Raw genomic sequence first — 14,498 nt, forward strand, 5'->3', positions numbered from 1 at the left:
AGGCAATCCATCCCGGTCACGCAAATGGTCAAACGGCAGCAGTCTTCCGAGGTCGATAAATTCAAGGGCATCGAAATTGGGCAGCCGGATCCACTTCTGGTTCTACCACACATCGCGTCGCGTCGAGTAGTGCGAACTGTTCGCCGGTCGCAGCTGCGAGAAATCGTTCCCCTGTCTGATACGACCGTCTATGAGATGGAACAGCGTGGCGAGTTCCCACGACGCTTCAATCTCACCGCCCGCTGTGTTGTTTGGGACTTGGCAGAAGTCGAAGCGTGGATCGAGGAGCGGCGGAATGCGTCATCTGTCGGAAAAATCAAGACCAAGCCTGCGCCTGACGTAAGACTACGAAAGGCAAGACCCGTCAAATCGGATCAAGGATAACCGCTGCCTCTGCAGGCGGCTGGAGTCTGGGCGTGTGCTTTTTGCCTGCCGCCCACGCATCGACCATGTCCGCCCATTCCTGCAGCATATGACGACGCTGCGGCTCATATTCAGCTCTGTTGTAGACACCTCGAGAGGACCGCCTGTCGTCGTGGGCAAGGCATTTCTCAATCCAGTCGCGATTAAATCCGATCTCGTTCAGGAGTGTTGAGCCGGTGCGCCGAAGGTCGTGCACTGTGAAAGGCGCGAGCGGAAAGTCTTGCTGCTTTGCCCGCTCGACAATCGCCGCGGTTACCCGATTGAACGTCGCGCGCGACATGGGCTCATCGGCATCGTAGCGGGACGGCAGCACATATCGGGAGTTCGCCGCACAAGTCTTGAGCGCGATCATGATATCGAGGGATTGCTGTGACAGGTAGACGTTATGCGGCTTCTTCCGCTTCATTCGCTCTTTTGGGATGCTCCAGACGGCGTTCTCGAAATCGACCTCGTCCCAAGTCGCCTCGAGTAGTTCACTCTTTCGGACCATCGTGAGCAGGATGAACTTTAGGCCGACCCGAATCGTCGGCAGCGTCGGCACGTTTTCCAACTCTTTCAGCATTATCCGGATTTCTGCAGGCGACAGAGCGCGGTCTTTCGCCTCGAACGTGGCAATTGAGGCTGGTCCCACCTCGTCCGCAGGGTTGGCGATCTTCTCGCCGTGCAGAATGGCGTAGCTATAGATCTGCTTCACGACATCGCGGATATGGACGGCGGTTGCCGGCGCACCACGATCCCTCACCTTTGCGCAGAGCGCCCGCAAGTCGTCAGGTGTTATTTCGGTTAGGAGTCTTTTTTCCCAAATCGGCAAAATGTCGCGATCGAAAATAGCCTTGCGCATCGAGCGGGTGCTATCCGCCATCTTCGCTTCCTTTAACCAGCGCTTGCCTTGATCCCCGAAGCTCGCCGTGCCTGACAGGCGACGCTTCTCGCGCTGCTTTTCTTGCGCCGGCGACTTTCCGGCTGCCACCATTTTTCGCGCGGCAAGGCAGCGGTCGCGTGCCTCTGCCAGCGTGAGACCTCCGTTCCCATATCGGCCCAGCGTCACAGTCTCTCTCCGACCATTGGTCCGGTAGTCGTACCGAAACGCAATCTGCCCAGTCGGAGACACCGCAGCGTACATACCGTCACGGTCGGCAACTTTGTACATTTTGTCTTTCGGTTTCAGCCGCTTAAGGGCAATATCTGTTAACATAATGACAGAGGATCGGATCACAACTTGGGTTTCTCGGCCGCCAATTTTACCGTCATTAATTTTACCGTCAACTGTTAGGAACGATCATTGTATTTCAATGCTTTGATGGGCAAGAAGTGAGTGCGCTTGCAATCGGCGGGACGACGGTATTGCATGGCAGGAAAGAGAACGCTGAAACGCATGCCGTCAAATTTACCGCCAAATGATTCCGCTTCCAGGCGATAGATGGCGATAGATGCAGTAAGGAAAACACACTTATTTCAGAGGCTTATACAACTCTGATCGATACTTACCGAAAGCTAGCTAATGATGCACCTTTATTCCAGGTTGGTATAGGCCGAGTAGCCATCCACTTGCAGGATACCGCTGAACCCGGCGAGGTGGCGCGCGTGAGCGAATGGCGGATGCCGGTCACAACTCCTGGCGCTCTTTAACTGCCAAACCAAGCGCTTGGCTGAGTGGCACCGCCTTGGAGAACAGGAAGCCCTGAGCGGTTTTGCAGCCAAGCTTGTGCAGAGTTTGCCGATCCGCCTCTGTCTCGACGCCCTCGGCCATGACCTCGATCCCGAGCGTCCGACCAAGATCGATCACGGTTTTGACAAGCAGCCGATCCTCCCGCGATTTGGCTAAACCGCGAATGAAGCCCTGGTCTATTTTCACCTTCCTTATCCGACTGTCCTTGAGCGATGCCAACGTGGAAAAGCCGGTGCCGAAGACATCGAGCGCGATGGAAATGCCGGCATGTGAAAGCCGTCCGAGCTTTTCATCGACCCTGTCCGGGTCCACGGGCGATTCTTCTGTTATCTCAATTTCGAACATCGTTGCAGGGAGGTCCTTTGCCGCCAGACCATTCAGAACCATTTCGTCGATATCGCCGGCCTCCAATTCGCGCGGTGAAACGTTCATCGTCACACGAACATCACGACAGTCAGCTTTCACCAAGGCGTCGATAAAAGCGCAACATTCGGAAAATACAGCTTGAGTTAGCAGCTGGAGCATTCCGGTTTCGCGTGCCGCTGTCATGATTTCGGGCGGAGAGATGGAACCGTGAATCGGATGGGACCACCTTAGCAACCCTTCAAAACCGATCACAGCTTCGGTGTCGAGTCTTACGATTGGCTGGAACCAAGGGCCCAAGCTTCTCGTCTTTATCGCCGAATGAAGATCGCGTTCGATTGACTGGCGGCGTTGCAGTTCCCGGTCGAGCTCGGCATCGAACAGGCAAAATTCGTTCCTGCCACGGCGCTTAGCTGTGTAAAGGGCGATGTCCGCCCGCAACAACATTTCCGTCAGCCCCGGGTTTTTAGCCGAGTATATTCCTATGGATGCCCCGATCCGGACGGAGGCGACGCCAGGATAGGGGCGAGCAAGCTTGGATATGAGATTGGATGCGAGATTGCTGGGAGAAGGCGAATTTCTAAGCGAGGAAAAAACCAGCACGAATTCATCGCCACCGATGCGGGCGAGCGTTGAGCCCTCCGGTGCTTCTTCCTCTATTCGGCGGGCGATCCTGGCAAGCAGCTCGTCACCCGTTCTGTGACCGTAGGTATCGTTGACAGATTTGAACCCATCCAGATCAATCAGCATGGCCACAAAGGGCCCATCAGTGTTCTCAAACTGATCGATTGCATGTTCGAGGCCGCGCCTGTTGAGGAGCGCGGTAAGATGGTCCTCCCTGGAATTGCGCTCCATTTCCGCGGCAAGCCGCTCGGCTTGATGTCTCAGGCGGCTCGCGTCACGGAAGCGCGCTTGTCCAACGAACGAGGCTCGAGCCAGGCCGCCCTCGAAAAGCAGGACGGCAAAAGCCAGAATGTAGTTTTCCAGGGTTCCCTTCGTCAGCAAGCATGCGGCGGCAATGAGGAGTGGCGGTGTGATGAAGTATATCGCTGCCGCAGCATATGAGCTGCCGTACGTGACCGCGCCAGCTGAAATGCCCGCCAGAATTATTAGATGCAGCGATGCTTGAGACGTCGTGTACCCAGCCGTTAGGACGGCAAGGAATGACCAGGTGAATCCCGCCAGAAGAGCAAGCCTGCCAAACCAGCGAAGCCGCAGCCAAACCCGTGTCAGATCATCCTGGACTCCGGGTTCCTTCAGCTGATGACGGGCGAGTGCAAGGCGGGCGGCATTTATCGCATTAACGACCGAAAACCAGGCCGCGCCAGCAAGACCGTTCCCGGAAAGGGCCTGCACGGTCAAAATCAGCCCGGACAGCACAATGCTTATCGGCATTGAGACGAAAAGGCCTGCCCTCAGATCAGCGAGCTGGTCCTGAAGGATTCTCGCCTCCAGCGGATCTTCTTTTTCCAGGGCTGGACGGGTCAGCTTGCTTACTCCTGCTTGTCCGCAGCCTATGCAGCCCCCCTGAAGGACGGGTTAATTCTTCAATCGGAGATCAGCGTCGGGAGCAGGATTACTCCGGCGCATGATGCACTCTCTCCCATCGCTCGCCCAGCACATCGCGCAAAATGCAACTGCTGGTGCAGTATCACCGCTGGAGCTCCGCCGAAATCCCATGCCGGACAAGGGGAACATGTTGGGCAAAGCGAAGCCCCAGATGCCTTGCAAGCCGTGCCGCCAGGTGGTCTCTGGAGTAGAGTCCAACCAGTATGTTCGTTGCATGGTAGAGCGGCGCCGCCGACAGGCGCAGCCGCCTTTCGTATATGTGCAGCATGTCGGGGTCGCCAACATTGCGGCCGTCGCGGCACGCAGTCATGATTCCACGGGCGAGTTGCTTCTGGCTGCTGAGACCGATGTTGAATCCGTGAGCGGTCACCGGGTGCATGCCGATGGCAGCGTCGCCGATGAGTGCGGCGCTCGGGGCCCGGAATTTGTGCGCCCAGGTCGTGACCAGCGGATAGGTATGGCGCTTGCTTGCCAAGGTCATTTTTCCAAGGCGCCCTCGACACAGTTTCGTCAACTCCGACAGGAACAAATCGTCATCGAAGGCAAGCAGTCTATAGGCCTCGTTTGAGCGCAATGTGAGCAGCAGCGACGACACGCCCTCCGCGAGGGGCAATATCGCTATCGTCTGATGGTGATCGAACCATTCGATGGCGATCTGGTGGTGGGCGCGCTCGTGCCTCACTCGGCAAATCAGCATCGAGTGGCCAAGCCGGTTGATATCGGCGCCGATGCCCAGCAGATCACGCGTGGCGGACAAACGCGAATCCGCGGCAACAACAAGCCGAGCAGTTAAACGCGCGCCATTAGAGAGCGTTACGACTGCTCCTTCTTGGCTGTTTGTTGCATCGACGACCGAGTGGCCGCACAACAGCCGGGCGCGATCCTGCAAGCGGACGATTTTGAACAGCGCCTCGCGGATCCGGCAATTTGGAACCAAAACCCCCAGCGGTTCTCCAGAGTTGCTGGGAGGATCGAAACGAAGAGCGAATGCGCTCGAGCCGTTGAGCACGCGCGCGCCTTGAATTGCTGATTTGTCCGAAGCCGGGATGACATCCCAGGCGCCGAGCTCGCGAAGGGTTCTGATCGAAGCGTTGGTCAGCGCGATTTCGCGACCATCGAAAGCCGGATTCGCCAGACTATCGAATGTGTTCTGTTCAACAACTGCCACCTTGAGTTCGCTTTGGGCAAGCGACGCAGCGAACGAAAGGCCGACCGGCCCGGCTCCAACGACAACGATGTCAAAATTGTCGTCAGAGCCCATCAGCGTGCCGCCATCCCGTCGGCTATCCTCGTGTAACGGTGGAACTGAGCCGACTGACATCCGCTGAGCTCCGTGCCCGCCGCCAACGCGTATGATGCTCCGCAGCACATTGACATCACGAGGATCTTCGGCGCTGGATCCGAGCCTTGGAACATTTCTACGAAGTCAGCCCAAAGAAGGCTACCTCGCCCACTGGACGAAGCGATCCCGTCTCCATTGCCGTGCCCAGCGATGTGAAGCACGTCGCACTTCGCCTTGTTCGCTTGGACTACAGCCTCACGAAAATGCTTTCGGTCCAAAGCAATGTGGAGCTCCGCGCGGATGTTGACAGTCTTTAGCATCTTCTGTGTGATCGGTCCGTCCGCCCTGTCGGCGAAGTAGTCATTCGCGTTGTGGCAGTCGATGATGTGAACGGCGCTCATGGGATTCTGCCTATTATTATCGTCGTGACGAGTGGATACCACGTGCGGAACACCGTGATCTGCGCTGAGTTTCGGTGACCGCATTGCTGCAAGGCGCAGGGCCGGAAATTGGCATGGATCGGCAATGAAGCATGCAACCATCAGAGGTGGACGCGTCTGGCCGCGATACATAAGTCATGCATTCTCCTTCGAAGACTGGCCTATAAAGCACCACTGATGCGAATATGACCCTGATCTGGATCAGCCAGGGCACGATCAACCGGCACTGGTAGTTCACGCTCGGGTGATCGATCGCGACGCTCAACTTGTTACCCGTGCGCACAGTGCGAAGCTCGTCCGGCCGCGCGAGGTACTCTCGCGGCATCAGCCGCCTCATACTGGGTGCATGGGAAGGCAGTCCTTCGCACGACAGTGGATTTTCACAAATCAATGTAGTGCCCAGCTTAGGTCAAGCTGGTCATGGAGCATGGACAGCTTGTTCCCGACCGAGCCGGCTCGACTGACGAGCGGGATCCGCGCATCTTATGCACAGCGGATTGAAATCAGCGTCCCGGTTTGTCGTCCCGATCAATTAGTATCCGCTCGGCGGCTCCGTCGAGATCTTCGTATTGACCGCTTCGCAATGCCCAGACGAAGCCGGACAGGCCCAGTGCACCCAGAAAAAGGGCCACTGGTATGAGATAGAGCAAGGTCGTCACGAGGATTGTGCCGAATAGCCGACTGCGGAGCGTCTGACTTTTTGAATAACTTGCACCGTCGCATTCGCCATGAAGCCGTGCAAGCGCAATGCGTTTCCAATAACAAGCAGCGATGAGGCAGACATGGCAATCGCCGCTATCAAAGGCGTGACGTGCCCGAGGATGGCGATTGGTACTGCCACCGCATTGTAGACGATTGCGATTGCGATGTTCTGCCGGATCAGGTTTCCTGCCTTGCGCGAGACGCCCAGGGCGAGCGGCACCGCCAGGAGGCTTTCGCGCAGGAAGACGAAGTCTGCCGCGTTGCGGCCAATGTCGACGGCGGTGGCCGGTGCGATCGAGACATGCGCCGCGCTCAGGGCCGGCGTATCGTTGAGGCCGTCGCCAACCATCAGAACCTTGTGCCCAACTTTCGCGAGGGTTTCGATGCGTTCGAGCTTGCCCGATGGCAGCAGGCACGGAACGAAGTCGTCGATATCCAGCAGCTTTGCCACTTCGGCGCAGGCTGCGGCGGTATCGCCCGACAGCATTTGCATCGACACCCCGGCATCGTTCAATCGCTTGATCGCCGCCGCCGCGTCGGCGCGCAGCGCATTCTCGAAATCGAAGGTCGCGACAATGAACCCGTCTTTTGTCAGGGCCGTTCCACCATAGCCATGTTTGCCTTCACCTCCGGTCCGGGCCTTCCATCCAGCCCATCCGCGTCGACCCAGCCGCCAGGTGCTTCCGGCGACAGTGGCTTCGATCCCGAACCCCGGATGCTCTGTGACGGCATCGAATTTGTGTTGCCCGCCAGGAGCGGCAAAGCCGGTCATGGCCTTTGAAAACGGGTGACGCGAATGCGCGGCCATGTCGGCGGCGATTGCCAGCATGCCCGGATCAATCGAGTCCGCATTGACCAGCCGGGGCTGGCCGAGCGTGAGCGTGCCGGTCTTGTCGAACACGGCAGTATCGATCGCCGCGAGGCGCTCCATGGCCGAACCGTCCTTGACCATGATACCGCTCTCGAAAAGCCGCCGCGCCGCGACCACTTGGACGATCGGCACGGCGAGGCCGAGCGCGCAGGGGCATGTGATGATGAGAACAGCGATGGCGATCGTCATCGCCCGGTGCCAGTCGCCGGTCGCCGCCATCCAGCCCAGGAATGTCACGAAGGCGGTGAGATGAACCAGGGGCGCGTAGAGTGCCGACACGCGATCAGCGATGCGGCGATAGTGCGCGCGACCGCCCTCGGCGGATTCCATCAGCCGAACCATCTCCGCCAGGAACGAATCCTTTGCGGCGGCTGTCGCCTGGATCGTCAGCGGGCCGGTAAGATTGAGCACGCCGGCCTGTACTGCTTCGCCCGGCGCCACGTTTTTCGGCGTGCTTTCGCCTGAGGCCAGCGAGCAGTCGAGATCCGACGTTCCCTGGATGATCTTGCCGTCGACGGGGATCCTCTCACCGGCCGCGATCAACAACCGCATGCCTGGTTCGATCTCGCCGACCGGCAGATAGTCGCGCGCGCCGTCGCCGCGCATCACCATTGCGCCACGCGCGGCCATCTGAGACAGGCCCTTCACGGCAGTCCGGGCACGCTCCCGCATCACATGATCCAGCGTGCGCCCGATCAAAAGGAAGAACAGCAGCGATACCGACGCGTCGAAATAGGCGTGGTCGCCATGATTGATCGTCTCATAGAGGCTCATGGCATAGGCGAGCGAAACACCGACCGCGATGGGCACGTCCATATTCATGCGACCATGGCGCAAAGCATTCCAGGCCGAACGGAAGAAGATTCCGCCGGCGAAGGCGAGGGCAGGAATGGCGATCAGCGCCGAGACCCAGTGAAACAGGTCGCGGGTAGCACCTTCGGCGCCGGACCAGACAGAGACCGAAAGCAGCATGATGTTCCCCGCCGCAAAGCCGGCAACAGCGACAGCGCGGATCAGTTCGGCAAGCGTCTTGTCCTTGTCATCGACCTCGGGTGTGAACAGATGCGCCTCGTAGCCCAGCCTGCCAAGCGCGGCGACGAAGGGTGGCACCTCGTCTCCTCGCCACCGGACCGCGACCCGCTTCGTCGACAGGTTGACGCGCGCGCTTTCGACGTGATCGAGCTTTCCAAGTGCCGCCTCGATCGTCTGGATACAGGCGGCGCAATGAACCGTCGGCACTGAAAGATCGGTCTGCCGAAGATCATCGCCAAGCGATCGGCTCGCCAACCTGATCTCCTGGCTGGATGGCAGGACCGACGTGGCGCCGTTCAGATCCAGCGCCATTTCAGCGCCCGGTGCACAACAGCTCATTGCAGCGCTCCATGAGAAATCATAATCCTGCGGACGTCGCGATAGGGTCGTGTCAGGCCGGCATCGGTGTCGACTTCGACGATCCAGACGCCGTCCTTCGGCATATGCTGGGCGGCGAACTCCTGGCCGGAGGCGAGGGCGAGCGTGACGGACTTGTCCTCTTTCTCGTAGGCGGGATGACGAAACAGCACCTTGACGCCGTGCAGAGGAACCGGCTTGCCTGCAGCGTCGGAGAGGCTGTAGCGGACTTCGCCCCATGCGATGGTCAGCTTGCCGGTCCAACCGAGCGCTGCTTGAGCGCGGCCGGCCTCGGCCTCCTTGTTGAATTGCTGGCTGGCCACATAGGTGTTCTCGACGACGAGGCCGGTCCAACTCGTATTGGCGAGCGTGGCCATGGTCAGGTTGACCGCGATGACCACCCCGAAGAAGGTGAGAATGATGGCCAGCATGTGCCTGCCGGTGAATTCGCGAGGCTTTTGGGCATTGGCGGTCATTTGGCGGCCTCTGGCGCGTTGAATGTGGCGGCGTACTCGTTCGACTCGAAGCTCGCCTTATCCTCGACACGGAACTTGAAGGTCTGTGCCGGGGCGTGGATCTGGTCCGCCGGTTGGCGAACGAAGACCTTCAACGTTTTCAGGCGGTCGGGTTCGACCGGGATGGCGAAAGACCGGCCGGCCGGGATGTCGTCGCCGACGACGACCATGTCGGCACCCTCCAGACCCTGCATGGTGACGACGATTGTCCTTGGCTCAGGGATCATGTTGAGCAGCTTGACGCTATAGCCATTGCGGATGGAGCCATCGGATAGTGTGACGAATTGCGGATTGCGGTCATGCAGCACGTTCAGTTCGAGCCGATCGCGCGTCAGCAGCGAATAGAGCAGGCCCAGCCCGATCAGCGACCACAAGCCCATGTAGACGTAGGTGCGCGGCCGGAAGATCTTGCGAATGTGAAAATGCGCCACCTGATCGCAGAAGGTGCCGACAGCAGTCCTGACCAGCGACGGATTGATTGAACTGGAGCCGCCTGCGGTCGCCAGCATCATGTTGGCGTTGTAGTCGGAGAGCGTCGCGTAGGAGATCAGCCCGCGCTCCTTGCCGAGCTTGTCCATGACGCCGTCGCAGGCGTCGATACACAGCGCGCAGGTAATGCATTCGAGCTGCTGGCCGTCGCGAATGTCGATTCCCATTGGGCAGACCGCGACGCAGGCATTGCAGTCGACGCAGTCGCCGACGGACTGCCCCGAGGCTTGCACCTTCTTGGCGTGGCGCGATCGCGGCTCGCCGCGCCAGTCATTGTAGGTGACGGTGAGCGAATTCTCATCGAGCATGGCTGCCTGGATGCGCGGCCATGGGCACATATAGGTGCAGACCTGTTCGCGCATCAGGCCGCCGAAGGTGTAGGTCGTCGCCGTCAGCACGGCGATGGTGATGTAGGCGACAGGTGCGGCGGTACCGGTGAAAAGCTCGCCCACAAGTGTTGGTGCATCAGCGAAATAGAAAATCCAGGCGCCACCGGTCGCCGCCCCTATGACAAGCCAGATGGCGTGTTTCGAGACCCGCAGCATCAGCTTGCGGGCGGTCCAGGGGCCGGCATCGAGTTTCATGCGGGCGTTGCGGTCCCCCTCAATCGCACGCTCGACGACAAGGAACAGATCGACCCACACGGTCTGCGGACATGCATAGCCGCACCAGGCACGGCCGACAGCAGAGGTAATCAGGAAAAGTCCAACACCGGCCATGACCAGGAGGCCGGCCACATAGAAGAATTCCTGCGGCCAGATCTCGATGAAGAAAAAGTAGAAGCGCCGATTGGTGAGATCGAGCAGCACGGCCTGGTCCGGGGCAAATGGGCCACGATCCCAATGCAGCCACGCAGTCAGGTAATAGATGCCAAGTGTGATCGTCATCACCAGCCATTTGAAGCGGCGAAAGTTGCCCGAGGCGCGCTTCGGAAAGATCTTTTGACGCGCGGCATAAAGGGGCTTGCGGGTTTTGGCGGCATTGACAGTTTCTGTTTCGAGCCGTGTCAACTGCGTCTTGTCACGCACGTGCAACTCCACTTTCCCAGCCAATGTCAGGGGCACCTGTCGAAAAGCCTCGCGGTAGGACAGCCTTGCCGGGTTGTGCAGATCGCATTAGGAATGGTGTCGAGGCCCGGCTCGCGCCGGGCCTCGTCCGCTTGGCAGGGGTGACCGAAGAATAGGGCTTCCATTCCTATTCTCCGCCGCCAAGCGAATGGACATAAACTGCAAGTTCCTTGACCTTGATCTCGCCGAGACGGCCAACCCAGGCCGGCATGACGCCCTGCTTTGGCGCACGAACCTGGGCGGCGATGGCCGTCTCGCCGGACCCGTAAAGCCAGATCGCGTCAGTCAGGTCGGGGGCGCCGAATTCCCTGTTGCCTTTTGCATTGTCGCCGTGACAAGCGACGCAGTTCTCGGCAAAGACCTTGGCGCCGGGTTGGATCAGACTTGCATCGCGGACCTTGCCGGAAAGGCTGGCCACGTAGGCGCTGACTTGTGCGATCTGGTCGGCGGTGATGATGTCGCCGAAGGCCGGCATTTCTGACAGTCGCGTGTCCGGATCGGAAGCAAAGCGGAGGCCGTGCGTGATCGTCTGCTTGATCTGGTCGGGGCTGCCGCCCCAGAGCCAGTCATCGTCATTCAGGTTGGGAAAGCCCTTCGACCCCTGAGCGCCGGAGCCGTGGCATTGCGTACAGTTGACCTTGAACGCGGCAGCCCCGGCAGCGACCGCGAATTCGCGCAAGGCATCGTCGGTCAAGATCTCCGAGACGCTCTTTGCCTGGATGGCTGCAACATACTTGCCCTTGGCGGCCTCGGCCGCGGCAAGGTCGTTCTTGACGTCCTTACGGCTTGAATAGCCGAGCATGCCCTTGGTTGCCGAGGTCAGCATCGGCCATGCCGGGTATGCGGTCGTATAGACGAGCGCCCACGCTATGGTGACGTAGAAGGTAATCACCCACCATCGCGGCAGAGGATTGTTGAGCTCCCTGATGCCGTCCCATTCATGGCCGGTGGTTGAGACGCCGGAGACCTCATCGATGTGCTCGTCGCTCATGATCACTCGTCCTCGAGCGGAATGCGGGCAGCTTCGTCGGCCAGCCTTCGGCTGCCGGGGCGTAGGGCAAAGGCGATGCACCCGACGAAGAACAGCGCCATCGCAACCAGGCCCCAGCTGTCGGCAAACGCCCGCATCAAATTGTAGGTCATCAGCGTTCTCCTCAGCGGTAGCCGGCGGCTTCGTCGTAATTTTTGAAGTCGACCAGTGTGCCAAGCATCTGCAGGTAGGCGAGCAGGGCATCCATTTCGGTGACCTGTTGCGGGTTGCCGTCGAAGTCGCCGATCTTGACTTTGGGGTAACGCGCCTCAAGGCCTGATGTGTCGGCATTGGGATCGGCCTGCGCCGCCAGATCCGCATTGGCGTGCGCGATCATGTCATCGGTGTAAGGGACGGCTACACGCCTGTTGGCGACCAGATGCGTCGAGAAATCCTTCACGTCGATCGGCGTGTCTTTCAGGAACCCATAGCTCGGCATGATCGATTCCGGCACCACCGAGCGCGGGTCGGTAAGATGCGCGACATGCCATGCATTCGAGTAGCGGTCGCCAACTCTGGCGAGATCCGGCCCGGTGCGCTTCGATCCCCACTGGAAGGGGTGATCGTACATGGACTCGGCAGCCAGGCTGTAGTGGCCATAGCGCTCAACTTCGTCGCGGAACGGCCTGATCATCTGGCTATGGCAGAGAAAGCAGCCCTCGCGCATATAGATGTTGCGCCCGACAAGTTCGAGCGGCGAATAGGGGCGCATGCCTTCCACCTTCTCGATCGTATTGTCGAGATAGAAGAGAGGCGCTATCTCGACGATACCGCCGACCGTCACCACGAGCAGCGAGCCAACGAGAAGAAGCGTGGCGTTCTTCTCGATGATTGCGTGTTTGTCCATCAAGCCCATTACCTGGCTCCTGATCGCGCAGGTCGGATGGCGACGGGGCTCGGCATCGGCTCCTCCTCGCGCTGGTGGCCGAGGATGGTCATGGTGATGTTCCAGGCCATGATAAGGGCGCCGGAGAGGTACATGGCCCCACCGATGGCGCGCATGACGTAGTATGGGTGCATGGCAGCGACGGTTTCGGCGAAGGAATAGACCAGGAAGCCCTGCTGGTCGTATTCACGCCACATCAGGCCCTGCATGATGCCTGACACCCACATGACCGAGGCGTAGACGACGATCCCGAGTGTCGCCAGCCAGAAGTGCCAAGTGACGAGCCGCAGCGAGTAGAGCCGGTGACGGTTCCAGAGCTTCGGCACCATGTAGTAGATTGCGCCGAACGAGATCATGCCAACCCAGCCGAGCGCGCCCGAATGGACGTGGCCGATGGTCCAGTCGGTATAATGCGACAGCGAATTGACCGCCCTGATCGCCATGATCGGGCCTTCGAAGGTCGACATGCCATAGAAGGCGACGGCCATCACCATCATGCGGATGATCGGATCGGTGCGCAGCTTGTCCCAGGCGCCGGACAGCGTCATCAGGCCGTTGATCATGCCGCCCCAGGACGGCATCCACAGCATGATCGAGAACGCCATGCCGAGCGTCTGCGCCCAATCTGGCAAGGCGGTGTAGTGCAGGTGATGCGGGCCAGCCCAGATGTAGAGAAAGATGATCGCCCAGAAATGGACGATCGACAGCCGGTACGAATAGACTGGCCGGTTCGCCTGCTTGGGCACGAAATAATACATCATGCCAAGGAAGCCGGCGGTGAGAAAGAAGCCGACCGCGTTGTGGCCGTACCACCATTGGGTCAGCGCGTCCTGGACCCCGGAAAAGGCGGAGTAGCTCTTGGAGCCCAGGAACGAGACTGGCATCGACAGGTTGTTGACCACATGCAGCATCGCGATGGTCACGATGAACGACAGGTAGAACCAGTTGGCGACGTAGATATGCGGTTCCTTGCGCTTCAGGATCGTGCCAAGGAACAGAATGAGGTAGGCGACCCAGACGATGGTCAGCCAGACATCCACATACCATTCGGGTTCGGCGTACTCGCGGCCCTCGGTGATGCCGAGCAGATAGCCGGTCGCGGCCATGACGATGAACAGCTGGTAGCCCCAGAAGACGAACCAGGCGAGATCACCGCCGAAGAGGCGGGCGCGGCAGGTGCGCTGCACGACATACAGAGACGTGCAAAGCAGCGCGTTGCCACCGAAGGCGAAGACGACACCGGATGTATGCAGCGGCCGCAAACGGCCGAAATTGAACCAGGGCTGGATGTTGAGATCGGGATAGGCGAGCTGAAGCGCGATCACCACGCCGACCAGCATCCCGACGACACCCCAGAACACGGTGGCGATCGCGCCGTAGCGGATCGGACCATCCATGTAAGCGGATGGGTCAATCGGAGCTGCTGGCTTGAACTCCGTGTTGCGCAACAGGATCGCAGTGAAACCAGCCACTGCGAAGAACAACACCCACATATGTCGGCGGAAAGGTTCATCCACGCCGAAGCCGGCGGCCACCAGGGCCGCAAAAGCGAACACGCTTAGAAGGACGATCTCTGTGCCGAATTTCATTGCAGATCCCGATCTCGAATCTGGTGGATGCCAAATCCGCAGCGCACTAATTGCGCAGCCGCCGCCCCCTCGCCCTGATCTATGTCAGGCCGCACGATTTTGTGTCGGCGGCGCAATCAGCAGGTGGCGAATGAACGAGGAACGCAGCGCGGGCTCACCCCCTCATGGAAGGCGTTCCCTGGGTTGGGCGGGCGCAGACGCGATCGATTGAGGC

At 59.6% G+C, this 14,498-nt stretch carries 12 protein-coding genes; 1 reads left to right on the plus strand and 11 read right to left on the minus strand.

Going from position 1 to position 14,498, the window contains the following annotated elements:
* Nucleotides 1-24 precede the first annotated feature (24 nt).
* On the plus strand, nucleotides 25-384 hold the full coding sequence (locus BLT09_RS19390) for a helix-turn-helix transcriptional regulator (RefSeq protein ID WP_425284473.1): 360 nt from the start codon (nucleotides 25-27) through the stop codon (nucleotides 382-384).
* Here the strand turns inward: BLT09_RS19390 and BLT09_RS19395 are convergent.
* The 11 genes from BLT09_RS19395 to ccoN all read right to left on the minus strand — a co-directional run bounded on the left by BLT09_RS19395 (nucleotide 365) and on the right by ccoN (nucleotide 14,284).
* Nucleotides 365-1,618, minus strand: coding sequence for a tyrosine-type recombinase/integrase (locus BLT09_RS19395; protein WP_091595769.1), 1,254 nt, complete (start codon nucleotides 1,616-1,618; stop codon nucleotides 365-367). The two genes, BLT09_RS19390 and BLT09_RS19395, sit on opposite strands and share 20 nt — an antisense overlap.
* Nucleotides 1,619-2,029: 411 nt before the next feature.
* The gene (locus tag BLT09_RS19400; protein WP_236387765.1) at nucleotides 2,030-3,850 is read right to left on the minus strand and encodes a putative bifunctional diguanylate cyclase/phosphodiesterase; all 1,821 of its coding nucleotides are present in this window, start codon (nucleotides 3,848-3,850) and stop codon (nucleotides 2,030-2,032) included.
* 256 nt (nucleotides 3,851-4,106) lie between these two features.
* Complete coding sequence (gene ubiM, locus BLT09_RS19405) at nucleotides 4,107-5,285, minus strand: 5-demethoxyubiquinol-8 5-hydroxylase UbiM (RefSeq protein WP_244529104.1); 1,179 nt, start codon at nucleotides 5,283-5,285, stop codon at nucleotides 4,107-4,109.
* 964 nt (nucleotides 5,286-6,249) lie between these two features.
* Nucleotides 6,250-6,405 carry a cbb3-type cytochrome oxidase assembly protein CcoS gene (ccoS, locus tag BLT09_RS19415; RefSeq protein ID WP_084831491.1) on the minus strand — a complete coding sequence of 52 codons (156 nt, stop codon included), beginning with the start codon at nucleotides 6,403-6,405 and terminating at the stop codon, nucleotides 6,250-6,252.
* A complete protein-coding gene (locus BLT09_RS19420) occupies nucleotides 6,402-8,690 on the minus strand; it encodes a cation-translocating P-type ATPase (protein ID WP_091595777.1) in 2,289 nt (762 codons plus the stop codon). Before BLT09_RS19420 ends, ccoS begins: the two co-directional genes overlap by 4 nt.
* Entirely contained in the window at nucleotides 8,687-9,184 is a 498-nt protein-coding gene (locus BLT09_RS19425; protein WP_091595779.1) for a FixH family protein, read from the minus strand. The genes BLT09_RS19420 and BLT09_RS19425 overlap by 4 nt, the downstream gene beginning before the upstream one ends.
* Complete coding sequence (gene ccoG / locus BLT09_RS19430) at nucleotides 9,181-10,740, minus strand: cytochrome c oxidase accessory protein CcoG (protein WP_091595896.1); 1,560 nt, start codon at nucleotides 10,738-10,740, stop codon at nucleotides 9,181-9,183. Before ccoG ends, BLT09_RS19425 begins: the two co-directional genes overlap by 4 nt.
* 166 nt (nucleotides 10,741-10,906) lie before the next feature.
* Nucleotides 10,907-11,770, minus strand: coding sequence for a cytochrome-c oxidase, cbb3-type subunit III (gene ccoP, locus BLT09_RS19435; RefSeq protein WP_029354960.1), 864 nt, complete (start codon nucleotides 11,768-11,770; stop codon nucleotides 10,907-10,909).
* Between the two features lie 2 nt (nucleotides 11,771-11,772).
* Nucleotides 11,773-11,922, minus strand: coding sequence for a cbb3-type cytochrome c oxidase subunit 3 (locus BLT09_RS19440; RefSeq protein WP_024502864.1), 150 nt, complete (start codon nucleotides 11,920-11,922; stop codon nucleotides 11,773-11,775).
* A gap of 11 nt (nucleotides 11,923-11,933) precedes the next feature.
* Entirely contained in the window at nucleotides 11,934-12,665 is a 732-nt protein-coding gene (gene ccoO / locus BLT09_RS19445) for a cytochrome-c oxidase, cbb3-type subunit II (RefSeq protein WP_091595781.1), read from the minus strand.
* Entirely contained in the window at nucleotides 12,665-14,284 is a 1,620-nt protein-coding gene (gene ccoN, locus BLT09_RS19450; RefSeq protein WP_091595783.1) for a cytochrome-c oxidase, cbb3-type subunit I, read from the minus strand. The genes ccoO and ccoN overlap by 1 nt, the downstream gene beginning before the upstream one ends.
* Between the last annotated feature and the right edge of the window lie 214 nt (nucleotides 14,285-14,498).

The organism is Mesorhizobium muleiense, assembly GCF_900099905.1.
GTDB classification, from domain to species: domain Bacteria; phylum Pseudomonadota; class Alphaproteobacteria; order Rhizobiales; family Rhizobiaceae; genus Mesorhizobium; species Mesorhizobium muleiense.

Coding starts and splice junctions, on each gene's coding strand:
- ccoO (WP_091595781.1), bottom strand. CDS start 12,665: ATGGGCTTGATGGACAAACACGCAATCATCGAGAAGAACGCCACGCTT.
- ccoN (WP_091595783.1), bottom strand. CDS start 14,284: ATGAAATTCGGCACAGAGATCGTCCTTCTAAGCGTGTTCGCTTTTGCG.
- ubiM (WP_244529104.1), bottom strand. CDS start 5,285: ATGGGCTCTGACGACAATTTTGACATCGTTGTCGTTGGAGCCGGGCCG.
- BLT09_RS19420 (WP_091595777.1), bottom strand. CDS start 8,690: ATGAGCTGTTGTGCACCGGGCGCTGAAATGGCGCTGGATCTGAACGGC.
- BLT09_RS19440 (WP_024502864.1), bottom strand. CDS start 11,922: ATGACCTACAATTTGATGCGGGCGTTTGCCGACAGCTGGGGCCTGGTT.
- ccoP (WP_029354960.1), bottom strand. CDS start 11,770: ATGAGCGACGAGCACATCGATGAGGTCTCCGGCGTCTCAACCACCGGC.
- BLT09_RS19395 (WP_091595769.1), bottom strand. CDS start 1,618: ATGTTAACAGATATTGCCCTTAAGCGGCTGAAACCGAAAGACAAAATG.
- BLT09_RS19390 (WP_425284473.1), top strand. CDS start 25: ATGGTCAAACGGCAGCAGTCTTCCGAGGTCGATAAATTCAAGGGCATC.
- BLT09_RS19400 (WP_236387765.1), bottom strand. CDS start 3,850: ATGCCGATAAGCATTGTGCTGTCCGGGCTGATTTTGACCGTGCAGGCC.
- BLT09_RS19425 (WP_091595779.1), bottom strand. CDS start 9,184: ATGACCGCCAATGCCCAAAAGCCTCGCGAATTCACCGGCAGGCACATG.